The sequence below is a fragment of the Pseudomonas sp. genome, from assembly GCF_017744435.1.
Lineage (GTDB): Bacteria > Pseudomonadota > Gammaproteobacteria > Pseudomonadales > Pseudomonadaceae > Aquipseudomonas.
The window spans coordinates 13788-37395 of record NZ_JAGIBG010000043.1 but is presented as its reverse complement, the minus strand read 5'-3'; the positions used below and the strand labels follow the sequence as shown (position 1 = coordinate 37395).

The following is a 23608-nucleotide window of genomic DNA, read 5'->3' as shown; positions in this document are numbered from 1 at the left end:
TTGATCCAGTCCAGACGCTGGGCCTGCTCACGCCAGAAGCCGTCCGGGTTGATCACCGATTGCTGGTACATGGCCTTGTAGGTGGCCTCGTCGGTCAGGGTAGTGGCCGCAACCTCGGGACGAACGGGATACAGTGGAGCCGCACTCATCTGTGTTACCTCGGTGTAATAGTTGTTTTTGTATGGAATCGTTTGTAACTGTACCAGAGCGGGAAAAACCATACGACGATGGTAGTAGCGCGACGGGAAAATCTTCATGTGAACGGCGCGGGAGGCTCTAGCCCGCAGCCGCCGGCCCGGCCAGGGAAAAATGCGCTAGCGCCTGCCGGGGGATTGTTACAGATTCTGGAAAAAGGCAAAAAAACTTTATCAAAACGCCATCTGTTTCCCTTAGTTGCCCAGGCATAAGATTCACCTCGCCAGCAACGGCAAGGCGATTAACTACTGGAAACAGCCCCCACGAAGGCAATCGGTTAATCCCCCTCTCATTCTGACAGTTGAACTTTGGCAGTACTCGCGGCGCCACAAGCGCCGCGTGCCCCCTCACGACCTTAGACAGGTAAAATGAAAATGAAAGCTTTACTGGTATTGGTACTTGGCGGTCTTTGCGGCGCGGCGATGGCCGGCGAAGCAAACAATGTCGAGCAGATTCCGGTTGAACAGTACAGTTACTCGCAGCACCTGGACATTGCCCGCGTCATCTCCATGAGCGAAGTGCCCAACGTGTGTGAAGTCGTGCCCGCCCGCATGACCTACGAGGACTCCAAGGGCCAGAAGCACATTCTCGAATACCGCGTGATGGGGAACGGCTGCTCCAACGGCTAAGCCTTGAGATTGGGGCCCCTGCGGGGCCCTTCGCGGGCTCGCCCGCTCCCACAGGTATTGCACAGCTTCAGAATACTGCGCAGTACCTGTGGGAGCGGGCAAGCCCGCGAAGAATATTGCACAAGATTAACAGGCTATTAATTAGCCGATTTAATCCGCGGACTTGCCCAATGAGTAATCCCTTAACTTATTGGCAATCGTAGTATGCGAAACTCCCAATCTTTTCCCTAAAGCCCGGCTACTTGGAAACTCCCCCATCAGACTTTCCAGTACGGCCTTTTCAAATCGTCCGACAATCTGCGCAAGATCCCCGTCCAGCGAAAACTCGCCCAACGGTTGCCGCACGCCGTAATCCGGCAAGCGAATATGCTCCCCTTTCACCACCCCGCCCTCGCATAGCGAAACTGCCTGGAACAACACGTTCTCCAGCTGCCGCACGTTACCCGGCCAGTGATACTGGCTGAGCTTGTCCATGGCCGCCGGCGCCAGGCGCGGCATGGCGCAGCCGATCTGCCGACTGGCCTGATCGAGGAAGTGCTGTACCAGGCCTTCCAGTCCGTCCATGCACTCGCGCAGCGGCGGAATGTGCAGCGACAGCACATTGAGCCGGTGATACAGGTCCTGGCGAAATTCACCACGGGCGCACAGCTCGGACAGATCGACCTGGGTGGCGCAGATCACCCGCACATCCAGGTACACCTCTTCGTCGCTGCCGACACGCCGGAAGCAACCATCCTGCAGGAAGCGCAGCAGCTTGACCTGCAAGCGCGGGCTCATCTCCCCCACGCCATCGAGGAACAAGGTACCGCCGGCGGTCAACTCCAGCAGCCCTAGCTTGCCCTCGGCACGCGCCCCCTCGAAAGCCCCGGGGCCATAACCGAACAACTCGGTTTCGGCCATCGACTCTGGCAGGCCGGCACAGTTGAGTGCCATCAAAGGCGCCTGGCCACGCGGGCTGGCCAGGTGGCAGGCGCGGGCCAGCAATTCCTTGCCGGTGCCGGTCTCGCCTTCGATCAGCAACGGCGCATCCAGCGGCGCCATGCGCCGCGCCTCACGCACCACCGCCGCCATCACCCGCGAACTCTGGAAGATGCTGTCGAAACCGCGCAGCTCTTGCTTGCGCACGTTATAGATGCGCTCACCGATGCGGTCGGCGCGATGCAGGGTCAACACGGCACCGGCGAGGGCCTCGCTGTCATCGTGCTCGGACTGCAGCGGCGCGATATCGGCCAGGAACACATCGCCCTTGACCTTGATGCGCAGCCCATTGATGCGCGACTTGTTGGCACGCACCAGCTCAGGCAGGTCGAAATCCTCGACATAGCGCGCCAGCGGCATGCCCGGCACTTCGTCGACGCGCACCCCGAGCAGCTGAGCCGCGGTGCGGTTGGCGGCGACGATGCTGCCGCCCATGTCGATCGACAGCACCGGGAAGTCCAGCGCACCGAGTAGCGCATTGAGCTCCATGTGCCGGCGCTCGCTGGGCATCAGGCCGACGCGCTTGACCCCGAATACGCCAGCAATCGACTCGAACTTGGGCCGCAATGCCTGGAACTGCAGATTGATCAGGTTCGGGCAGTGCAAGTAGATGGCGTTGCCATGGTCTCCCCCCACCTCACCGCGCAGTACGTTGATGCCGTACTCCACCAGCAGGTTGAGGATGTCGCGAAGGATGCCGATGCGATTCTGGCAATGCACTTTGATACGCATGAATGCTCTCGAAGCGTCGAAGTTTTTCAACCTCGCACGGAAAAGTCGTAAAGATAAGCTGACAAAAACCAGAAATAAGGCAGCTTGATGACCCGGATTTTCCGGCATACCGGGCATTTTGTAAAATAATCGTTACGAAAGTCGGATCAAAGAGGCCCTGCCAACTGGGCCCACCCCCGTGCAAATCGTCTGATGAAGGGATATTCCTAAGTCATGTCGTGGACATAACAAGAAAAGCCCTCACCAGGAGAGCCACATGAAACAGACGCAATACGTGGCACGCGAGCCCGATGCGCATGGTTTTATCGATTACCCGCAGCAAGAGCATGCGGTATGGAACACCCTGATCACGCGCCAGCTGAAAGTCATCGAAGGCCGCGCGTGCCAGGAGTACCTGGACGGCATCGACCAGCTCAAGCTGCCCCATGACCGCATTCCGCAGCTGGGCGAAGTCAACAAGGTGCTGGGCGCCACCACCGGCTGGCAGGTTGCCCGCGTGCCGGCGCTGATCCCCTTCCAGACCTTCTTCGAACTGCTGGCCAGCAAGCGCTTCCCGGTTGCTACCTTCATCCGCACCCCGGAAGAACTGGACTACCTGCAGGAACCGGACATCTTCCACGAGATCTTCGGCCACTGCCCGCTACTGACCAACCCGTTCTTCGCCGAATTCACCCACACCTACGGCAAGCTCGGCCTGGCCGCGACCAAGGAACAACGCGTGTACCTGGCGCGCCTGTACTGGATGACCATCGAGTTCGGCCTGATGGAGACCGCGCAGGGTCGCAAGATCTATGGTGGCGGCATCCTCTCCTCGCCGAAAGAGACCGTCTACAGTCTTTCTGGCGAGCCTGAACACCAGGCCTTCGACCCGATCGAGTGCATGCGCACGCCGTACCGCATCGACATCCTGCAGCCGCTGTACTTCGTGCTGCCGAACATGAAGCGCCTGTTCGACCTGGCCCATGAAGACATCATGGCCATGGTCCAGCAAGCCATGCAGCTGGGGCTGCACGCACCGAAATTTCCACCCAAGGTCGCTGCCTGAGCGCCTTGCCGATAACAACTCGAAGCGGAAAACACACCCATGAATGCCTTGAACCAAGCCCACTGCGAAGCCTGCCGCGCTGACGCACCCAAGGTCACCGACGAGGAACTGGCGGTACTGATCCGCGAGATCCCGGACTGGAACATCGAAGTCCGCGACGGCCACATGGAACTGGAGCGCGTGTTCCTGTTCAAGAACTTCAAGCAGGCCCTGGCGTTCACCAATGCCGTGGGCGAGATCGCCGAAGCCGAAGGCCACCACCCTGGCCTGATGACCGAATGGGGCAAGGTCACCGTGACCTGGTGGAGCCACTCGATCAAAGGCCTGCACCGCAATGACTTCATCATGTGCGCGCGAACCGACAAGGTTGCCGAGACGGCTGAAGGCCGCAAATAAACACCGCGAACAGGGCCTCAAGGCCCTGTTTTTTTGCCTGCTATCTTTGCGAAATCTGTCCGGTATCCGCCCGCAAAACCGACAAGCGACCGGGAAAAGTTACAAACTGTCATCCAGACTTGTGTATCCTGCCCCAGCTTTACGAAGCTCCGAACGCGCCTGGCGCAGACTTTTCACTCACACTTGCGAGGAACGACGAGATGCATGAAATCCCGAATCTTCCCTTCCCAAGCCTGAACCCCGAAGAGCCATCCGTTACCGTCCACGCCGAACCGACGCCTGCCGTCGATCAGGATGGTGACGATCAATCCAGCGCTGACCAGGAATAAACCGCGCAACCCTCCGACTGTGTGAAAACGGCTGACCTGCGGGCTACCCCCGTCATCACGTTTTCACACCGTCACGAACCTCTGCCACGAAGACCCCCATGCCTGACTCACCGCGCCCTCTTGCGGTTACCCTGCAAGTCGTTTCCATCGTCCTCTTCACCTTCATCGGTTACCTGAACATCGGCATTCCCCTGGCCGTGCTGCCCGGTTACGTGCACAACGACCTCGGCTTCAGCGCCGTGATCGCCGGCCTGGTGATCAGCGTGCAGTACCTCGCCACCCTGCTCAGCCGCCCTACCGCCAGCCGCATCATCGACAACCTCGGCAGCAAGAAGGCGGTCATGTATGGCCTGGCCGGTTGCGGCCTGAGCGGCGTGTTCATGCTGGCCTGCGCCTTCCTCACCGACCTGCCCTGGGTCAGCCTGGGCTGCCTGCTGGTCGGCCGCCTGGTGCTGGGCAGCGCGGAAAGCCTGGTGGGCTCCGGCTCGATCGGCTGGGGTATCGGCCGGGTCGGGGCCGAGCATACGGCCAAGGTCATTTCCTGGAACGGCATTGCCAGCTACGGTGCGCTGGCCGTCGGTGCGCCAATGGGCGTGTTGATGGTCAAGAGCCTGGGGCTGTGGAGCATGGGAGTGAGCATCATCCTGCTGTGCGCCCTGGGCCTGCTGCTGGCCTGGCCGAAACGTGCAGCGCCTGTTGTCAGCGGCAAACGCCTGCCGTTCATGCAGGTGCTGGGCAAGGTGTTCCCCCATGGCTCCGGCCTGGCGCTGGGCTCGATCGGGTTCGGCACCATCGCCACCTTCATCACCCTGTATTACGCCAGCCGCGGCTGGGCCAATGCGGCACTGACCCTGAGCCTGTTCGGCGCCAGCTTCATCTGCGCGCGGTTGCTGTTCGGCAACCTGATCAACCGGATCGGTGGGTTCAGGGTGGCAATCGTTTGCCTTTCGGTGGAAACACTGGGGCTGTTGATGCTGTGGATGGCGCCCAATGCCGAGATGGCACTGGCAGGGGCAGCGCTGAGCGGGTTCGGCTTCTCGCTGGTGTTCCCGGCGCTGGGCGTGGAGGCGGTGAACCAGGTGTCGGCGGCCAACCGCGGGGCGGCGGTGGGTGCGTACTCGCTGTTCATCGATCTGTCGCTGGGGATTACCGGGCCGCTGGTGGGTGCGGTGGCATCGGGGTTCGGGTTTGCTTCGATGTTTCTGTTTGCCGCGGCGGCGGCTTGCTGCGGGCTGGTGTTGAGCCTTTATCTGTATCGCCAGGCTCGGCTGGGGCGCGGCCAATAAAGCTGGGAGCGCTTTGCGCTCCTTTCGCGACACGAGGCCGCTCCTACAGGAAATCGCATTCTCTTGTAGGAGCGGCCTTGTGTCGCGAAAGGGCTGCGTAGCAGCCCCCAGGGCCCTGAAAGTCAGCGCTTGGCGTACTGCAACACCACTTCCAGCGGGTGGCGCATCTGCCGCTCGGTCATGCGCTTCACCTGGCTGCGGCACGAGTAGCCGGTGGCCAGCGCCTCGCCCTCCTTGTCCAGCTTGGTCGCCCACGACTGCTCGAAGATGGTCCGCGAAGTCTCCTGATTGCGGGCCTCGTGCCCGTAGGTACCGGACATGCCACAGCAGCCGGTCGCCTCGGTCACCAGCTTCAGCCCCAGGCAGGCAAACACCTGCTCCCACTGCTTGGTGCTGGCCGGCACGTTGGTCTTCTCGGTGCAGTGCGCCATCAGGCGGAAATTACCCGGCGCGGTAGACGCCTGCTCCGGCAGCACATCCATCAGCCACTCCTGCGGCAACAGGACATTCGGGCACTCGTCCAGCCCCGGCACCTTCTGGTACTCCTGGCGGTAGACCAGGGTCATCGCCGGGTCCAGGCCCACCAGCGGCACACCGCAGTCAGCCAGGGCCTTGAGTTGGGTCGCATTGCGGATCGCCGCCTTGGCGAAGGCACCGAGGAAGCCCTGCACGTGCAGCGGCTTGCCGTTGGCACTGTAGGGCGCCAGGAACACCCGGTGACCCAGGCGATGGGCCAACTCGATGAACGCAGCCAGCAGCGGCGTCTCGAAGTAGCGGGTGAAAGCATCCTGCACCAGCACGATGCTGCGCTCGCGCTGGGCCGGGGTCAGCTCGCGCAGGGCTGGCACGCTGGCCACGCCAACACGGCAACGGGTCAGGGTCGACTGGAAATTGAAGCGACTGATCAGCGGGCTGTCGACCATACCGACCTTGTCCGCCAGCAGCTTGCTGACCCACTTCGAGCCCATCACCGCGTTGTACAGGCCAGGTGCATGGGCCAGATAAGGGATGGTGAATTCCAGCGAGCCGATCAGGTAGTCACGCAGCGGGCGCTGGTAGCGGCCGTGGTACAGCTCGAGGAAACGCGAGCGGAAGTCCGGCACGTTGACCTTGATCGGGCACTGCCCGGCGCACGACTTGCACGCCAGGCAACCGGCCATGGCGTCGTACACCTCATGGGAAAAGTCTTCCTGGCCCTGGTTGCGGGCGCGGTTGTTGCGCAGCCGCGCCGGCAGGCCCTTGAGCCACGACACCTTGTTGCGCGCCGCCGCCAGCACGTCGATGTTGGCCTCGCCCTGCAGGCGCAGCCATTCGCGCATCAGCGAGGCACGGCCCTTGGGCGAATGCTGGCGTTCACGGGTGGCCTTCCACGACGGGCACATGGCGTCGTTGGGGTCGTAGTTGTAGCAGGCGCCGTTGCCGTTGCAGTGCACGGCGCTGGGGAAGTCCTGCCACACGCGTTCATCGATGGTGCGATCGAGGTCGCCGCGCAGGGTCACGCCATCCACCGGGGTCAGGCCTTCGGTGCTGTCTGGCGGAGTGCAGATCTTGCCCGGGTTCAGCTGGTTGTGCGGGTCGAAGGCGCCCTTCAGACGCTGCAGCGCCGGGTACAACTCACCGAAGTACTCCGGCACGTATTCCGAACGCAGGCCCTTGCCGTGCTCACCCCACAGCAGGCCGCCGTAGCTTTTGGTCAGCGCCGCCACTGCATCGGAAATCGGCTTGACCAGTGCGGCCTGGGCCGGGTCTTTCATATCCAGCGCCGGGCGCACGTGCAGCACGCCGGCATCGACGTGGCCGAACATGCCGTAGGCCACGCCGTAGCCATCGAGCAGCGCACGGAAGTCGGCGATGTAATCGGCCAGTTGCTCCGGCGGTACGGCCGTGTCTTCCACGAACGGCTGCGGGCGCACTTCGCCTTCGACGTTGCCGAGCAGGCCCACCGAGCGCTTGCGCATGGTGTAGACGCGGGTCACCGCCTCGGCGCCCTCGGCCAGGGTGTGGCCCAGGCGCTCGACGCTGGTGTCGCTCTGCAGGTGGTCGATGAACGCCTGGACCTGGGCGTTGACCTCGGCCGGCTCGTCGCCGCAGAACTCCACCAGGTTGATGCCCAGGGTTGGGCGCTCAGGGTCGGCCGGGAAGTATTCGGCGACGCTGTGCCAGACGATGTCCTTCATCGCCAGCATCAGCACCTTGGAGTCGACCGTTTCGATCGACAGCGGCTTGAGCGCCATCAGCGCGTTGGCGTCACGCAGGGCGTCCATGAAGCTGGTGTAGCGCACGTTGACCAGAACGGCATATTTCGGAATCGGCAGCACATTGAGCTTGGCTTCGACCACATAGCCCAGCGAACCCTCGGCACCGCACAGCACGCTGTTGAGGTTGAAGCGGCCCTGCTCGTCGCGCAGGTGCGCGAGGTCATAGCCGGTCAGGCAACGGTTGAGCTTGGGGAACGTGCTTTCGATCAGATCGGCCTGGGTTTCCTGGATCTCCCGGGCCATACGGTACACCTCGCCGACCCGGCCGGGCGCGGCGCAGGCCTGCGCCAGCGCGGCGTCGTCGATCGGCAGGCTGTGCAGGCGCTCGCCGCCGAGCAGCACGCTGTGCAGCTCCAGCACGTGGTCGCGGGTCTTGCCGTAGGTGCAGCTGCCCTGGCCGCTGGCGTCGGTGTTGATCATGCCGCCGACAGTGGCGCGGTTGGAGGTGGACAGCTCAGGGGCGAAGAACAGGCCGTGGGGCTTGAGCGCAGCGTTGAGCTGGTCCTTGACGGTACCGGCCTGGACCCGCACCCAGCGCTCCTCGACGTTGATTTCGAGAATCTGGTTCATGTGCCGCGACAGGTCGACGACGATACCGTCAGTCAGCGACTGGCCGTTGGTGCCGGTACCGCCGCCACGCGGGGTCAGCTTGACCTGCTGGAAACGCGGCTCGCCCATCAGCGTGGCAATGCGCGCCACGTCATCGGCGTCCAGCGGGAACACCGCCGCCTGGGGCAAGCGCTGGTAGATCGAGTTGTCGGTGGCCAGCACCGTGCGGGTGCCGTAGTCGGCACTGATCTGGCCACGGAAGCCGCTGTTGCGCAGGGCTTCGAGGAATTCGGGGTAGTTGGCGCTCGGCGCAAGGGTCGACAGCTGGGCGATCATCGAAGGATGGCCTCTTGATATGGGCTAATTCACGGGAATCCTGTCGTACCTGCATGCATTGCTTCATGCAGGGGTGACGTATAGGCCAATGTTCCTGTAGTTTCGCTTCAGGGGCAAACGGATAATCCTGCCGCTATCAATGACTTTTATGAATGAATTACCGCCACCTGACACCGTCCATGTCGCTGCTGCTGGCTTTCGAGGCCGCCGCCCGGCATGAAAGCTACACCCGCGCCGCCGCCGAACTGTCGCTGACCCAGAGTGCGGTCAGCCGCCAGGTGCAGTCGCTGGAGCAGCAACTGGGCCTGACCCTGTTCCGCCGCGAGGGCCGCCAGGTGCAGTTGACCGACGTTGGCCGGCTGTACCAGCGCGAGTTGAGCGAAGCACTGGGGCGCATCCGCAGCGCCACCTTGCAGGCGCTGGCCTACCAGTCCGGGGTCGGCACCCTGCGCCTCGCCACCCTGCCCACCTTCGGCTCGAAGTGGCTGCTGCCGCGCCTGCATGCGTTCTACAACGCCCACCCGGGCATGCTGGTGCACATTCATTCACGCATCGAAGCGATCAACTTCGACACCAGCGAGATCGACGCCGCCATCGGCGTGGCCAGCCATGACTTGCCAGGCCTGATCTGCCACCGGCTGCATGCCGAGGAACTGGTGGTGATCCTGCCGCCTGAAGCGGGTGGCGATGCCCATGGCTGGGGCCCGGCGCGAATCAGTGAAGAGGTGCTGTTGAACGTGGCCAACAACCCGCACGCCTGGGGCGAGTGGTTTTCCCACCACGGCCTGCCGCACCGGGCGATGCGCCTGGGGCCGAGTTTCGAGCTGACCTCGCACCTGATCCAGGCAGTTCGGGCCGGGATCGGCATCGGCCTGGTGCCGAGGATCCTGGTGGCGGAAGAATTGGCCAAGGGTGAACTGTTCAGCCCCGGGGCGGCGTTTGCCAGCCAGCGCAGTTATTACCTGATCTATCCGCCGCGCAATGAAGCCTTGCCTTCCCTAAGGGCATTTCGCAGCTGGTTGCTGGAACAGATCTGAATTCTGTTCCGGCCTCTTCGCGGGCACGCCCGCTCCCACAGGTACCCCACAAGCCTCAGAACTGTGGTGATCCTGTGGGAGCGGGCGCGCCCGCGAAGAGGCCGGCAGAGACAACAAAAAACCCGATGCCAGTCACCTGACATCGGGTTTTCTTCAAACAGCCAAAGATTTACTTGGCCACGGTACCAGCGGTGCCATTGGCCTGCGGCCGACGACGGCCCTTGGCCAGGTACGCCAGCAGCATCGCCGCCAGCCACACCGGGATCGCGTACACCGACACCTGGATGCCCGGAATCATCAGCATGATACCCAGGATCAGCACCACGAAGGCCAGCACCACGTAGTTACCGTACGGGTACCACAGCGCCTTGAACAGCGGCTTCTGACCAACACGGTCAAGGTGCTGGCGGAACTTCAGGTGCGAGTAGCTGATCATTGCCCAGTTGATCACCAGGGTCGCGACCACCAGCGACATCAGCAGCTCCAGCGCATTCTGCGGCATCAGGTAGTTGAGCAGCACGGCGATCAGGGTCACGGCCGCCGACACCAGGATCGAACGCACCGGCACGCCACGTTTGTCGACCTTGGCCAGCGAGGCCGGAGCATCACCCTGCTCAGCCATGCCCAGCAGCATGCGGGCGTTGCAGTATGTGCCACTGTTGTACACCGACAGCGCTGCAGTCAGGACCACGAAGTTCAGCAGGTTGGCGGCCACGTCGCTGCCCAGCAGCGAGAACACCTGGACGAACGGGCTGCTGCCGTAGCTGCCGCCGGACGCGTCGATGCTGGCGACCAGGTTGTCCCATGGGGTCAGCGACAGCAGCACGATCAGGGCACCAACATAGAAGATCAGAATGCGGTAGATGACCTGATTGATCGCCTTCGGGATCACGGTCTTCGGTTTGTCGGCCTCGGCAGCGGTGAAACCGAGCATTTCCAGGCCACCGAACGAGAACATGATGAACGCCAGGGCCATCACCAGGCCACTAACCCCATGCGGGAAGAAGCCACCGTGGCTCCACAGGTTGCTCACCGAGGCGTCCGGGCCGCCGTTGCCGCTGGTCAGCAGGTAGGCGCCCAGGCCGATCATGCTAACGATGGCCACGACCTTGATGATGGCGAACCAGAATTCGGCCTCACCGAAGAACTTCACGTTCATCAGGTTGATGGCGTTGATCAGCACGAAGAACGCTGCCGCCGTGACCCAGGTCGGGATCTCCGGCCACCAGTAGTGCACGTACTTGCCCACCGCCGACAGTTCCGACATGCCCACCAGGATGTACAGCACCCAGCAGTTCCAGCCCGACAGGAAGCCGGCGAAGCCGCCCCAGTAGGTGTGCGCAAAGTGGCTGAACGAACCGGCCACCGGCTCTTCGACGATCATCTCGCCGAGCTGGCGCATGATCATGAAGGCGATGAAGCCGCAGATGGCGTAACCAAGGATCATCGACGGGCCGGCGGATTTCATCACGCCTGCCGAGCCGAGGAACAGGCCGGTACCAATCGCGCCGCCGAGGGCAATCAACTGGATGTGGCGGTTCTTCAGGCCCCGCTTGAGCTCGCCTGAATGCATGTTTTGTCCACTCATGAACGAAGTCACCTGCATTGTTTTTATCTGTGACGGAATCGGACCCACCGCGCTCGTGGCGCAGCGGAATGGGCAAGGTGGTTACCTTGGGTTTCTTGCCATTGGGTGCCGCCGGGGCGGATCAGCCAGGTAGGGGCAAGAGTGCGCGGTACGCAAGAGGGTCACAGGTAAAACGCGGCGCACTGTATACCCCTGCAAACGCGCAGACGTCAACGCGTTGCATCGTTTCCTCGGGAAAAAACGCAGCGATCCTGTGGTAGGAGCCTGAAAAGGCGAAGTGATCGGCGTACATGGCGCCTCCATTTGTTGTTCTGTTGGCCCGGCTCTGTGGACGGGCTTTTGCACACGGCAATGAGCGCTATATCACCGTGGTACGGGGGTTTGGGCAAGACTGGGCGGGGTGGAGGCAGGGGCTTTGCGGCGGGCGGCGTGGCAAGTTCTGTTTACACGAACAGGAAAAAACCGAATTGCAGGCTGAATTCGGGCAACTGCGTATAAATTTCTTTACAGGGTGGTTTGGAAACTTGCCAGTCGTCCGAAAATTTCTTTTTCTTCAATATCTTGGGGCCGCTTTGCGGCCCATCGCCGGCAAGCGCGGCTCCCACAAAGGATTACCTCAAGCTCAAATTGGCGACATCCCTGTGGACTGCAAAGCAGCCCAGATTCTCGCAGGCATAAAAAAACCAGCCCGAAGGCTGGTTTCTCATGGCTGCACAGAGCAATCAACCACGCGGCTTGCCGCGACCACGGCCGGCTGGCTTGTCACCGTCAGGCTTGCCTGGGCGCTTGCGCATTTCGCTCGGGCGTTCGGCCACGGCGCTGCCACGGCTGCCTTTGCGCGGCGCTTCGTCACGCGACTGACGTGCAGGGCGCTCGCCCGAGGTATCGCGCGGCTGACGTGCCGGGCGCTCAGCAGCTGCAACACCGCCTTCATGGGCCGGGCGCAGGCTGCGCACACGCTCGTTGCGCCCCATCGGCCGGCTCGACTTGCGCTGCAGGCGCTCCATCTTGTCCTTGGCCTTGAGGTTCAGGGTTGGCAGCGCCACCGGCTGCAAGCCCACTTCAGCGGCGAGGATGTCGATTTCGCCTTGGGTCATTTCGCGCCAGCGGCCCATCGGCAGGTCGGAGTTGAGGAACACCGGGCCGAAACGCACGCGCTTCAGGCGGCTGACCACCATGCCCTGGGATTCCCACAGGCGGCGTACTTCGCGGTTACGGCCTTCCATCACCACGCAGTGGTACCAGTGGTTGAAGCCTTCGCCACCCGGCGCCTTCTGGATGTCGGTGAACTTGGCCGGGCCGTCTTCGAGCATCACGCCCGCCTTCAGGCGATCGATCATCTCGTCGTCGACCTCACCCCGCACGCGCACGGCGTACTCGCGGTCCATCTCGTAGGACGGGTGCATCAGGCGGTTGGCCAGTTCGCCGTCGGTGGTGAACAGCAGCAGGCCAGTAGTGTTGATATCCAGGCGGCCGATGTTGATCCAGCGGCCTTCCTTCGGCCGCGGCAGGCGGTCGAACACGGTCGGGCGGCCTTCCGGGTCGTCACGGGTGCAGATCTCGCCATCGGGCTTGTTGTACATGATCACCCGGCGCGTGGCCTCGGCAGCCTCTTCGCGCTTGATCAGCTTGCCGTCGACGGTGATGGCGTCGTGCAGGTCGACGCGCAGGCCGAGGGTGGCCTCGACGCCGTTGACCTTGATGCGGCCCTGGCTGATCCAGGCTTCGACGTCACGGCGCGAACCGACGCCAATGCGCGCCAGCACTTTCTGCAGCTTTTCGCCGGCTGGCGGGGTGATTTCGGTATTTTGCAGGTCTTGCTCACTCATCTGGGCACCTCCCGGTGTAGGAATGAAAACAGGGTTCTGGCGACGAACGCGCCAAAAGGCCGCGCATCATACGCGGTTCGCTGGGGGAACGCACTGCAGGGTAGAGGGTTTTGTGGGCTTTGGGAGTGAATTCTGCCTAATGGTGATGCGTAGGCATTGCTGGCCTCTTCGCGGGGCAAGCCCGCTCCCACAGGAAGCGCGCAGTACCTGTGGGAGCGGGCTTGTCCCGCGAAGAGGCCGGTACAGGCAACATCAAGGCTCGGACTTGCCCTCTTCCTCCACCGAGGCTTCGGGCTCTTCTTCCCGCAGGTCGTCGAAGTCGGTCTTCAGCCCCTCCTCCATGGCATCAAGCTCCACCAACAGGCTGCGGAAGCTGGTCTCTTCCTTCGGCTCGCCGACTGCTTCCTCTTCGCCCAGGCTGGCATCGGCCAAGGCCTGTATGTGCGCCGGAACCGGGGCATCATCCGGATCGAGCAGCGGCTCCGGCTCCATCTCGCGCAGTTCGGCCAGCGCTGGCAGCTCATCCAGGCTCTTGAGGTTGAAATGATCGAGAAACGCCTTGGTGGTGGCGAACATCGCCGGGCGGCCGGGCACCTCGCGGTGGCCGACCACGCGAATCCACTCGCGCTCCATCAGTGTCTTGATGATGTTGCTGTTGACCGCCACGCCGCGCACATCCTCGATCTCGCCACGGGTGATGGGCTGGCGGTAGGCGATCAGCGCCATCGTTTCGAGCAGCGCACGAGAATACCGTTGCGGGCGCTCCTCCCACAGCCGGCCAACCCAGGGCGCGAAATCTTCACGAATCTGCAAGCGGTAACCGGTGGCCACTTCCTTGAGCTCGAAAGCCCGCCCGGCACAGGACTTGGCGAGCACTTCCAGGGCCTTCTTGAACACCTTCGGCTCGGGGCGCTCGGCCTCCTCGAACAGCTCGTAGAGGCGTTCGAGGGACTGCGGCTTGCCCGAGGCGAGCAGGAAGGCTTCGATCAGCGACGCCAGGTCGCGGGGTTCATTCAGATTCATCAGGTTCTTCGACAGACTCGGGGCGCAGCCGCACATGGATCGGCGCAAAGGGCTCATTCTGCACCAGTTCGACCAGCGATTCCTTCACCAGCTCGAGAATCGCCATGAAGGTCACCACCACACCGAGCTTGCCTTCCTCGGGCGTGAACAGCTCGACGAACGGCACGAACGCGCCACCCTTGAGGCGCTCCAGCACGTCACTCATGCGCTCGCGGGTGGACAGCGTCTCGCGGGTGATCTGGTGGCTTTCGAACAGGTCGTTGCGGCGCATGACCTCGGCCATGGACACCAGCAGTTCCTCCAGGCTGACCTGCGGCAGCAGCTTGCGCACCTTGGCCTGGGGCGCCTCAAGACGCGGCACGACGATTTCGCGCCCCACCCGCGGCAGCTCGTCGATGCCCTCGGCGGCGGCCTTGAAGCGCTCGTACTCCTGCAGGCGGCGGATCAGCTCGGCGCGTGGGTCGCCCTCCTCTTCCTCGACCTCGGCCGAGCGCGGCAGCAGCATGCGCGACTTGATCTCGGCGAGCATGGCGGCCATCACCAGATACTCGGCGGCCAGCTCCAGGCGCACGCTCTTCATCAGCTCGACGTAGCCCATGTACTGGCGGGTGATTTCCGCCACCGGGATGTCGAGGATGTCGATGTTCTGCTTGCGGATCAGGTACAGCAAGAGGTCCAGCGGGCCCTCGAAGGCTTCGAGGATGACTTCCAGGGCGTCCGGCGGAATGTACAGGTCCACCGGCATTTCGGTCAGCGCTTCGCCGTAGACCAGCGCCAGCTGCAACTGCTGCGGCGACGGCTCGACCTGTTCGGCCGGCGCCTCGGGTGCTTCCACCTGGCTCACGCGTTGACCATGAACGGCGTGGGGTCGCCGCAGCCTTCGCGGATCAGTTCAGGCTCGTCGCCGGACAGGTCGATGATGGTCGAAGCCTTTAGGTCGCCGAAGCCGCCGTCGATCACCAGGTCGACATGGTGCTCCAGGCGCTCGCGGATCTCGTAGGGGTCGGTCATCGGCTCGGTGTCGCCCGGCAGGATCAGGCTCACGCTCATCAGCGGCTCACCCAGTTCGGCCAGCAGCGCCAAGGTAATAGCGTGGTCCGGCACGCGCAGGCCGATGGTGCGGCGCTTTTCGTGCAGCAGCAGGCGCGGCACTTCGCGGGTACCGTTGAGGATGAAGGTGTAGGGCCCGGGTACATGGGCCTTGAGCAGGCGGAAGGTGCCGGTGTCGACCTTGGCGTACAGCCCCAGTTGCGACATGTCGCAACACATCAGGGTGAAGTTGTGGGTCTTGTCCAGGCCGCGCAGGCGACGCACCCGCTCGATCGCCGCCTTGTCGCCGATCTGGCAACCCAGGGCATAGGCCGAGTCGGTCGGGTAGACCACCACGCCGCCCTTGCGGATGATCTCCACCGCCTGGCGGATCAGGCGCGGCTGAGGGTTCTCCGGATGAATCTGGAAAAATTGGCTCACGAAGTCGTCCTGTTCATAGCGCCATAGGCTGTTCATGACTGAATCGACGCCACAGAGGTGGCAAGTCCTCGGGCAATGGCCGGTAGGCACCGATCTCGCCCCAGGTGCCGGGGCCGTGGAAATCGCTGCCAGCGCTTGCCAGCAGGCCGAACTCACGGGTAAGGATGGACATCGTGCCCACCTGCTCGGCCGGCATCATCCCGTTGACCACTTCAAGTGCCTGCCCGCCTGCCTGAATATAGTCGGCAATCAGCCGCCTGCGCTTGCTGCGGGTCAGATCGTAATGCATGGGATGCGCAAGGCTCACCCAGGCGTTGGACTGGCGCAGGGTCGCGACAGTTTCCTCGAGCGTCGGCCAGTGCTGCTTGACGTCACCCAGCTTGCCGGCCCCCAGCCACTTGCGGAAGGCCTCGGCGCGGTCCTTGACGTGGCCGGCGCGCACCATGAATTCGGCAAAGTGCGGCCGCGCCGGGGCGTTGCCGCTGTCCCCCAGTTCCTGTTGTACGGCGCGCGCGCCGTCGAGGGCGCCCGGCATGCCCTTGGCCGCCAACCGTTTGTCGATTTCCTCGGCGCGCAACCAGCGGCCACGGTGCAGGGCCTCGATGGCCTGGAGCAAGGGCGGCGCATCGAGCGGAAAGTTGTAGCCCAGCACGTGAATGGTCGCGCCGCCCCAGGTGCACGACAGCTCTACCCCGCTGACCCAGCGCATGCCACGCGCGTGGCAGGCCTGGCGCGCTTCGGGCAGCCCTTCGAGGGTGTCGTGGTCGGTCAGTGCCAGCGTTTGCACCCCGTGCTCATGGGCCCGGGCGACCAGGTCCGTGGGCGACAGGGCGCCGTCGGAGGCCGTGCTGTGACAGTGCAGATCAACATTCATGGAGGAGCGCTTTCGCTGGATTCGATGTTTGTTATTATGCCGTCACATCCCGATTCTGGCTGCCATTGTGAAACAATTCATCGATTTCATCCCGCTGCTGCTGTTCTTCATCGTCTACAAGCTCGACCCGCGCCCGCTGGACGTCGCCGGCCACAGCTTCGAATTCGGCGGCATCTACAGCGCCACGGCGATGCTGATCATCAGCTCGCTGGTGGTGTACGGCGCGCTGTTCCTGCGCCAGCGCAAGCTGGAAAAGGGCCAGTGGCTGACCCTGATTGCCTGCCTGGTGTTCGGCGGCCTGACCCTGACCTTCCACAGCGAAACCTTCCTCAAGTGGAAGGCGCCGGTGGTCAACTGGCTGTTTGCCCTGGGCTTCGCCGGTAGCCACTTCATCGGCGACCGGGTGCTGATCAAGCGCATCATGGGCCACGCGCTGACCCTGCCCGATGCCATCTGGTCGCGCCTGAACGTGGCCTGGATCGCCTTCTTCCTGTTCTGCGGCGCCGCCAACCTGTTCGTGGCCTTCACCTTCCAGGACTTCTGGGTGGACTTCAAGGTGTTCGGCAGCCTGGGCATGACCGTGATCTTCCTGGTGGCGCAGGGCGTGTACCTGTCGCGTCACCTGCACGACGACCCTTCCACCTCCAAACCCAAGGATTGACATGCTCTACGCCATCATCGCCAGCGACGTCGCGAACTCCCTGGAAAAACGCCTGGCCGCACGCCCGGCGCACATCGAGCGCCTGCAACAGCTCAAGGCCGAAGGCCGCGTGGTGCTGGCCGGCCCGCACCCGGCCATCGACAGCAACGACCCAGGTGAAGCCGGCTTCAGCGGCAGCCTGATCGTCGCCGAGTTCGACTCCCTGGCCGCCGCCCAGGCCTGGGCCGATGCCGACCCGTACATCGCTGCGGGCGTGTACGACAAGGTCATCGTCAAGCCGTTCAAGCAAGTCCTGCCCTGACCGGCCACCGCGTCGCCGATCAAGCTGGCGACGCGGTCTGCCCCTCCTAATTGCACGCTCGAATTGCACAGTCGTCCCCAGTCTGCGGTATCTTTGCCACTGGCGAGCGCGTCAGACGCCGTCGATTTGAATTGAGTGAGTCATGAGCGAGCTGTTACTGATTGATGATGACCAGGAACTCTGCGAGCTGCTCGGCAGCTGGCTGACCCAGGAAGGGTTTGCGGTACGCGCCTGCCACGATGGCCAGAGCGCGCGACAGGCGTTGGCCGAGCAGGCCCCGGCGGCCGTGGTGCTGGATGTGATGCTGCCCGACGGCAGCGGCCTGGAGCTGCTCAAACAGCTGCGCAGCGAACACGCCGAGCTGCCGGTACTGATGCTGTCGGCCCGTGGCGAACCACTGGACCGCATCCTCGGCCTGGAGCTGGGCGCCGACGATTACCTGGCCAAGCCCTGCGACCCTCGTGAGCTCACCGCCCGCCTGCGCGCCGTGTTGCGCCGCAGCCACCCCACTGCCACCACCACCCAGCTGGAGATCGGCGACCTGGCGTTCAGCCCGGTGCGCGGCGTGGTCAGCATCGATGGCCGCGACATGAGCCTGACGCTGTCCGAGAGCCGCATCCTCGAGGCGCTGCTGCGCCAGCCGGGCGAGCCGCTGGACAAACAGGAACTGGCGCAGATCGCCCTGGGGCGCAAGCTGACCCTGTATGACCGCAGCCTGGACATGCACGTCAGCAACTTGCGCAAGAAAGTCGGCCCACACCCCGATGGGCGGCCGCGAATCGTGGCACTGCGTAGCCGCGGTTACTACTACAGCCTGTAAACCTGCATGGGGCCGCCTGTGCCCCATCTTTACCCTGCCTTTACCGTCCGCTGACTGCGCTTGACCTTGATCTCCCTAGACTGAGCTCATCCGGTAAACACCGGCCCATGACAGGAGAGACACCATGCGCAAGACCCTTATCGCCCTGATGTTCGCCGCCGCCCTGCCAACCGTGGCCATGGCCATGCCTGAAGGCGGCCAGCGTCACGACGGCCCGCATCATCGCGGTGATGCGCCTTTCGCCCAACTGGACCTGAGCCGCGACCAGCGCCAGCAGATCGGCAAACTGATGGGCGAGCAGATGCAGCACCGCCGCGAAATCACCGAACGCTACCTGGACAAGCTGCCGGCAGCCGACCAGAAGGCCATGAAAGACGAGCTCAAGGCCAGCCACGACAAGACCGACAGCCAGGTCCGCGCGCTGCTCAAGCCCGACCAGCAGAAGAAGTTCGACGAACTGCAAAAGGAACGCGAAGCACGCAAGGCTGAATGGAAGGAGTTCCAGGCCTGGAAAGCTGAAAAAGCTGGCAAGGCCCAGTAAGCTGTCACCCCAATGCCCGGCCCGCCCTCAAGCGGGCCGGGCTTTTCCCGTTTTCAGGAGGTGCTCTTGCGTTCTCTGTTCTGGCGCATCCTGGCCAGTTTCTGGCTGGCTATCACCCTGGTCGCGGGCCTGTCGATCCTGCTCGGCCACATGCTCAACCAGGACGCCTGGATCCTCAGCCGCCACCCGGGCCTCAAGACCATGGCCAGCCACTGGGCCAAGCATTACGAGCAGGAGGGCCTGGAGTCTGCCCAAGCGTTCCTGGAGCGACGCAAGGAGCGCTACAAGATCGATGTGCAGGTGCTCGACGACAGCGGCGATGCCGTGGTGCCTGGCACCTTCCCGCGCCGCGCGGCGGCATTCGAGGCACGCCAGCACAATGACGAGCGCCGCCTGCCGTGGCGCCGCCTGACCGAGGAATACACCAGCCCCGACAGCGGCAACACCTACCTGTTGATCTACCGCATCCCGCACCCGGAGCTGGACGCCTGGCACCGTGAGAGCCTGCTCTGGCCGTTGAGTGCCCTGGGCATCGCGCTGGTGGTGCTGACCTTGTTCAGCCTGCTGGTGACCCTGTCGATCACCCGCCCACTCAGCCGCCTGCGCGGCGCCGTGCACGACCTTGGCCAGGCCAGCTACCAACAGAACAGCCTGGCCCGCCTGGCGGCCCGGCGTGACGAGTTCGGCGTGCTGGCCAAGGACTTCAACAAGATGGGCGCGCGCCTGCAGAGCCTGATCGGCAGCCAGCGCCAGCTGCTGCGCGACGTGTCCCACGAGCTGCGCTCACCACTGGCCCGCCTGCGCATTGCCCTGGCCCTGGCCGAGCGCGCCGAAACCGAACAGCGCCAGGCCCTGTGGCCACGCCTGACCCGTGAATGCGACCGCCTGGAAGACCTGATCAGCGAAATCTTGACCTTGGCCCGGGTCGATGCCGAGCAGGCCCATGCCGAGCCTGTCGACCTCAACGCGCTGCTCGGCAGCGTGCGCAAGGACGCTCAGCTCAGTGCGCCGGAGCAGGAAGTGAAGCTGGAAGCGCAGCCGGGGCTGACCCTGCAAGGCTGGCCGACGCTGATCGAGCGTGCCGTGGACAACCTGGTGCGCAATGCCCTGCGCTTCAGCCCGGAGGGGCAACCGATCGAGATCAGCGCGCAGCGCGAGCAGGACAAGATCGTGCTGAGCGTGCGTGACCATGGGCCCGGGGCGGCACCGGAGCACCTGGCGCAGTTGGGCGAGCCGTTCTTCCGGGCGCCGGGGCAGGAGGCGGCGGGGCATGGGCTGGGGCTGGCGATTGCGCGCAAGGCGGCGGAGCGGCATGGCGGGAGCCTGGTGCTGGAGAATCACCCGCAGGGTGGATTCGTGGCCCGGTTGGAGTTGCCGCTGGCGGTAGTGACGGGCAGTTAACGTGATGCTGGGGCCACCGGCCCTTTCGCGGGCAAGCCCGCTCCCACAGGTTCGGCGCGGGCCTCAGGCCTGAGGTGATCCCTGTGGGAGCGGGCTTGCCCGCGAAGAAGCCAACGCGTTACTCGCCCCAGGTAGCGACATAATCGGCCGTATTGAGAATCGGCGCCGTGCGCGGTTCGGCCATCGGCGTACCGACATACAGGTAGCCAATCAGCTCCTCGTTCTCGGCCAAGCCCAAACCTTTATGCACATGGGCATCGAAGGCCATGTCACCCGTACGCCACACCGCGCCGATCCCCTGGGCATGCGCCGCAATCAGGATGCCATGGGCCGCGCAACCCGCCGCCAGGCGCTGCTCGGACTTGGGCACCTTGAAGTGGTCCTGCAGCTTGGCGATCACCACGATCAGCAACGGCGCACGCAGCGGCATCGCGCGTGCCTTGTCCAGCGCAGCCTGGCTGGCGTCGCCTTTGTGCTGCACCGCTTCGGCAAACAGCTCACCGAGCTTGTCGCGGCCCTGACCCTCGATGGTCAGGAAGCGCCACGGCCGCAACTGGCCGTGGTCCGGTGCACGCAAGGCGGCCTGGAACAGCGCCTCGCGCTGGGCCTCGTTGGGCGCAGGTTCGGTCAGGCGCGGCACGGAAACACGGTTGAGCAATGCGTCGAGAGCCTCCATCGGCTACCCTCCTGGCAGGTGAATGTGCGGCCATTCTAGCGTTTACATCACCAGACCCATAGGTAGAATGGCGCCCTTCCGTTTCGAGTCAGAGCAGATCACATGGCGTTGCCGACCTTAAGGATCATTGGTTTCATCATCGGCATCTTCCTGATCACCCTGGCGGTCAGCATGGTCGTGCCCATGGCCACCCTGGTGATCTTCGAACGTACCGGCGACCTGCCGTCGTTCCTCTGGTCCAGCCTGATCACCTTCATCGCCGGCCTGGCCATGGTCCTGCAGGGCCGCCCCGAGCACGTCCACCTGCGCCCGCGCGACATGTACCTGCTGACCGTCAGCAGCTGGGTGGTGGTGTGCATCTTCGCCGCCTTGCCCTTCCTGCTGACCCAGCACATCAGCTACACCGACGCCTTCTTCGAAAGCATGTCCGGCATCACCGCCACCGGCGCCACGGTGCTCAGCGGGCTCGACACCATGTCACCGGGCATCCTGATGTGGCGCTCGATGCTGCACTGGCTCGGCGGCATCGGCTTCATCGCCATGGCGGTAGCGATCTTGCCGCTGCTGCGCATCGGTGGCATGCGCCTGTTCCAGACCGAGTCATCAGACCGCTCGGAAAAGGTCATGCCGCGCTCGCACATGGTCGCCAAGTCGATCGTCGGTGTGTACGTCGGCTTCTCGATCTTGGGAGCACTGGCCTTCTGGTGGGCCGGCATGAGCCCGTTCGATGCCATCAACCACGCCATGTCGGCGATCTCCACTGGCGGGTTCTCCACCTCTGACCAGTCACTGGCCAAATGGGACATCCCCGCCGTGCACTGGGTCGCGGTGGTGGTGATGATCATGGGCAGCCTGCCCTTCACGCTGTACGTGGCGACCTTGCGTGGCAACCGCAAGGCCCTTATCCGCGACCAGCAGGTTCAAGGTTTGCTGGGCATGCTGGTGGTCACCTGGATCGTGCTCGGCACCTGGTACTGGTACACCACCAACCTGCACTGGCTCGATGCCCTGCGCCACGTAGCACTGAACGTGACCTCGGTGGTCACCACCACCGGTTTCGCCCTGGGCGACTACAGCCTGTGGGGCAACTTCTCGCTGATGCTGTTCTTCTACCTGGGCTTCGTTGGCGGCTGCTCCGGCTCCACCGCCGGCGGTATCAAGATCTTCCGCTTCCAGGTGGCCTACATCCTGCTCAAGGCCAGCCTCAACCAGCTGATCCACCCGCGCGCGGTGATCAAACAGAAGTACAACGGCCATCGCCTGGACGAAGAAATCGTACGCTCGATCCTGACCTTCTCGTTCTTCTTCGCCATCACCATCTGCGTGATGGCCCTGCTGCTGTCGCTGCTGGGCGTTGACTGGATGACCGCACTGACTGGCGCTGCCGGCACCGTGTCGGGCGTCGGCCCGGGCCTCGGCGAAGTGGTCGGCCCTTCGGGCAACTACTCGACGCTGCCGGATGCCGCCAAATGGGTGCTGTCGACCGGCATGCTGCTCGGCCGCCTGGAGATCATCACGGTGCTGGTGTTGTGTATGCCGGCGTTCTGGCGTCACTGACCTCGCCAGGCTCCGCACCCAGCCGGGCGCGGTACTCGCTGGGGGTCACATCGAACCAGCGGCGAAACGCCCGATAGAAGTTGCTCGGGTCGGCAAAACCCAGCAGGTAGGCGGTTTCCAGCAGGGTCATGCCTGGCTGGGCCAGGTATTGCTCGGCCAGTTCGCGGCGGGTGTCGTCGAGCAACGTCTGGAAGCTGGTGCCCTCTTCCTGCAAACGGCGCTGCAAGGTGCGCTGAGACAGGTGCAGGGACTGGGCCAGGGTTTCGCGCTTGGGTTCACCTTGCGGCAGGATGCGGCACAGTACCTGGCGCACCCGGTGAGTCACGCGGCTTTCCGAGAAACGCGCGAGGTATTCGCCGGCAAAGCGGTCGTGCAGGATGGCCATGGCTTCATTGGCGGTGGGCAATGGCGCTTCCATGTCGGCCCGCTCGAACACCAGTGCATCGTGCGGGGCACCGAATATCAGCGGGGAATGGAATGCCACCTTGTACGGCTCGATATCCTTCGGCTGCGGCCCCTGCACCAGCACCCGTCGCGGCTGCACCGGCCGGCCACTGAGCCATTTGCACAAGGCCAGCGCGCAAGCCAGCGAGGCTTCGGCGCTGTGCCGGGTGGGTGGCAGGTGATCGCCATGCACGGTCAGAATCAGCGAATAGCCTTCAGGGCCGAGGATGAAGCTCAGGTCCGAGCTTTCGGCAATGATGCGCTGGTAGCGCACCAGCCGCTCGAAACCTTCGGCCAGGGTGCGGCTGGACATCAACGCATAGCCCACCACATGGAACGAAGCCGGGCGCACCACCCGCGCCATGTTCAGGCCAATGGCTTCGTTGCCCGAGAGTTCGACCGCGAGCTGCCAGAGGCGGGTCATGGCGTCTTGCGGAAAGCGTGCATCCGGGTCGTCGAGTGCAGCAAAATCCAGCCCCAGCTGCTTGAACATGGCCGGGCAATCGAGCCCTTCCAGCTCCAGCGCCTTGACAATCCCTGATGCCCAGCTGGCTGACGTGGTTCTTTCACTCATGGCAGGCTTCTTATACTGACCGCTTCATGCGGTGAACCCCAAGGATACTCATTTGGCGCCTATTGTCACTGGCCGGCAC

The 23608-nt window shown here is 63.7% G+C and carries 23 protein-coding genes; 12 read left to right on the top strand and 11 right to left on the bottom strand.

The annotated features are described in order from the left end of the window. The coding region (locus J7573_RS23370) for an acetyl-coenzyme A synthetase N-terminal domain-containing protein (protein WP_294340675.1) at positions 1-149 on the bottom strand (149 nt) is incomplete at its 3' end. 420 nt (positions 150-569) lie between these two features. On the opposite strand from J7573_RS23370, the gene J7573_RS23365 reads away from it, so the two are divergent. Further along, a complete protein-coding gene (locus J7573_RS23365; RefSeq protein WP_085675843.1) occupies positions 570-824 on the top strand; it encodes a DUF2790 domain-containing protein in 255 nt (84 codons plus the stop codon). Between the two features lie 150 nt (positions 825-974). Here J7573_RS23365 and J7573_RS23360 read toward each other — a convergent pair whose 3' ends face one another. Beyond that, the gene (locus J7573_RS23360) at positions 975-2534 is read right to left on the bottom strand and encodes a sigma-54-dependent transcriptional regulator (RefSeq protein WP_103446422.1); all 1560 of its coding nucleotides are present in this window, start codon (positions 2532-2534) and stop codon (positions 975-977) included. Positions 2535-2790: 256 nt separating this feature from the next. Between J7573_RS23360 and phhA the strand changes: the two genes are divergently transcribed. The 4 genes from phhA (at position 2791) to J7573_RS23340 (ending at position 5590) form a co-directional block, all read left to right on the top strand. Further along, complete coding sequence (phhA, locus tag J7573_RS23355) at positions 2791-3579, top strand: phenylalanine 4-monooxygenase (RefSeq protein WP_110636292.1); 789 nt, start codon at positions 2791-2793, stop codon at positions 3577-3579. Between the two features lie 39 nt (positions 3580-3618). Further along, entirely contained in the window at positions 3619-3975 is a 357-nt protein-coding gene (locus tag J7573_RS23350) for a 4a-hydroxytetrahydrobiopterin dehydratase (RefSeq protein ID WP_159411576.1), read from the top strand. A gap of 200 nt (positions 3976-4175) precedes the next feature. After that, positions 4176-4304 carry a hypothetical protein gene (locus J7573_RS23345; protein ID WP_256587427.1) on the top strand — a complete coding sequence of 43 codons (129 nt, stop codon included), beginning with the start codon at positions 4176-4178 and terminating at the stop codon, positions 4302-4304. A 98-nt stretch (positions 4305-4402) separates the two neighbouring features. Then, on the top strand, positions 4403-5590 hold the full coding sequence (locus J7573_RS23340) for an MFS transporter (RefSeq protein WP_294340674.1): 1188 nt from the start codon (positions 4403-4405) through the stop codon (positions 5588-5590). Positions 5591-5712: 122 nt separating this feature from the next. Here the strand turns inward: J7573_RS23340 and J7573_RS23335 are convergent, their stop codons facing one another. Continuing rightward, positions 5713-8733: an FAD-binding and (Fe-S)-binding domain-containing protein gene (locus tag J7573_RS23335; RefSeq protein ID WP_294340673.1), complete on the bottom strand. Its 3021-nt coding sequence runs from the start codon at positions 8731-8733 to the stop codon at positions 5713-5715. Between the two features lie 152 nt (positions 8734-8885). Between J7573_RS23335 and J7573_RS23330 the strand changes: the two genes are divergently transcribed. Beyond that, the gene (locus J7573_RS23330; protein ID WP_294340672.1) at positions 8886-9770 is read left to right on the top strand and encodes a LysR substrate-binding domain-containing protein; all 885 of its coding nucleotides are present in this window, start codon (positions 8886-8888) and stop codon (positions 9768-9770) included. 169 nt (positions 9771-9939) lie between these two features. Here the strand turns inward: J7573_RS23330 and J7573_RS23325 are convergent, their stop codons facing one another. The 6 genes from J7573_RS23325 to J7573_RS23300 form a co-directional block, all read right to left on the bottom strand. Further along, positions 9940-11358, bottom strand: coding sequence for an amino acid permease (locus J7573_RS23325; RefSeq protein WP_165837351.1), 1419 nt, complete (start codon positions 11356-11358; stop codon positions 9940-9942). Between the two features lie 722 nt (positions 11359-12080). Next, on the bottom strand, positions 12081-13187 hold the full coding sequence (gene rluB, locus J7573_RS23320) for a 23S rRNA pseudouridine(2605) synthase RluB (RefSeq protein WP_294340671.1): 1107 nt from the start codon (positions 13185-13187) through the stop codon (positions 12081-12083). Between the two features lie 252 nt (positions 13188-13439). Next, on the bottom strand, positions 13440-14210 hold the full coding sequence (gene scpB, locus J7573_RS23315; protein ID WP_294340670.1) for an SMC-Scp complex subunit ScpB: 771 nt from the start codon (positions 14208-14210) through the stop codon (positions 13440-13442). Continuing rightward, positions 14197-14922 (bottom strand): ScpA family protein, encoded by a 726-nt coding sequence (locus J7573_RS23310; RefSeq protein WP_181004511.1) that lies wholly within the window; start codon positions 14920-14922, stop codon positions 14197-14199. The genes scpB and J7573_RS23310 overlap by 14 nt, the downstream gene beginning before the upstream one ends. A 128-nt stretch (positions 14923-15050) precedes the next feature. Next, positions 15051-15680, bottom strand: coding sequence for an L-threonylcarbamoyladenylate synthase (locus J7573_RS23305; protein WP_033696652.1), 630 nt, complete (start codon positions 15678-15680; stop codon positions 15051-15053). Between the two features lie 13 nt (positions 15681-15693). Further along, entirely contained in the window at positions 15694-16554 is an 861-nt protein-coding gene (locus J7573_RS23300; RefSeq protein WP_294340669.1) for a PHP domain-containing protein, read from the bottom strand. Positions 16555-16621: 67 nt separating this feature from the next. Here J7573_RS23300 and J7573_RS23295 point away from each other — a divergent pair, with 67 nt between their 5' ends. From J7573_RS23295 to J7573_RS23275, 5 genes are all read left to right on the top strand, one after another. Further along, positions 16622-17215, top strand: coding sequence for a septation protein A (locus J7573_RS23295; RefSeq protein ID WP_294340668.1), 594 nt, complete (start codon positions 16622-16624; stop codon positions 17213-17215). Between the two features lies 1 nt (position 17216). Next, a complete protein-coding gene (locus J7573_RS23290) occupies positions 17217-17516 on the top strand; it encodes a YciI family protein (protein ID WP_008091826.1) in 300 nt (99 codons plus the stop codon). A 142-nt stretch (positions 17517-17658) separates the two neighbouring features. Next, positions 17659-18336, top strand: coding sequence for a response regulator transcription factor (locus J7573_RS23285; protein ID WP_110636848.1), 678 nt, complete (start codon positions 17659-17661; stop codon positions 18334-18336). 124 nt (positions 18337-18460) lie between these two features. Beyond that, complete coding sequence (locus J7573_RS23280; protein WP_294340667.1) at positions 18461-18877, top strand: LTXXQ domain protein; 417 nt, start codon at positions 18461-18463, stop codon at positions 18875-18877. A 60-nt stretch (positions 18878-18937) separates the two neighbouring features. After that, positions 18938-20278, top strand: coding sequence for a HAMP domain-containing sensor histidine kinase (locus J7573_RS23275; RefSeq protein ID WP_294340666.1), 1341 nt, complete (start codon positions 18938-18940; stop codon positions 20276-20278). 118 nt (positions 20279-20396) lie between these two features. On the opposite strand, the gene J7573_RS23270 is transcribed toward J7573_RS23275, so the two are convergent. Beyond that, on the bottom strand, positions 20397-20954 hold the full coding sequence (locus J7573_RS23270) for an NAD(P)H nitroreductase (protein WP_294340665.1): 558 nt from the start codon (positions 20952-20954) through the stop codon (positions 20397-20399). A gap of 102 nt (positions 20955-21056) precedes the next feature. Here J7573_RS23270 and J7573_RS23265 point away from each other — a divergent pair, with 102 nt between their 5' ends. Then, positions 21057-22511 carry a TrkH family potassium uptake protein gene (locus J7573_RS23265; protein ID WP_294340664.1) on the top strand — a complete coding sequence of 485 codons (1455 nt, stop codon included), beginning with the start codon at positions 21057-21059 and terminating at the stop codon, positions 22509-22511. Here the strand turns inward: J7573_RS23265 and J7573_RS23260 are convergent. After that, positions 22468-23529 carry an AraC family transcriptional regulator gene (locus tag J7573_RS23260; RefSeq protein ID WP_294340663.1) on the bottom strand — a complete coding sequence of 354 codons (1062 nt, stop codon included), beginning with the start codon at positions 23527-23529 and terminating at the stop codon, positions 22468-22470. The two genes, J7573_RS23265 and J7573_RS23260, sit on opposite strands and share 44 nt — an antisense overlap. Between the last annotated feature and the right edge of the window lie 79 nt (positions 23530-23608).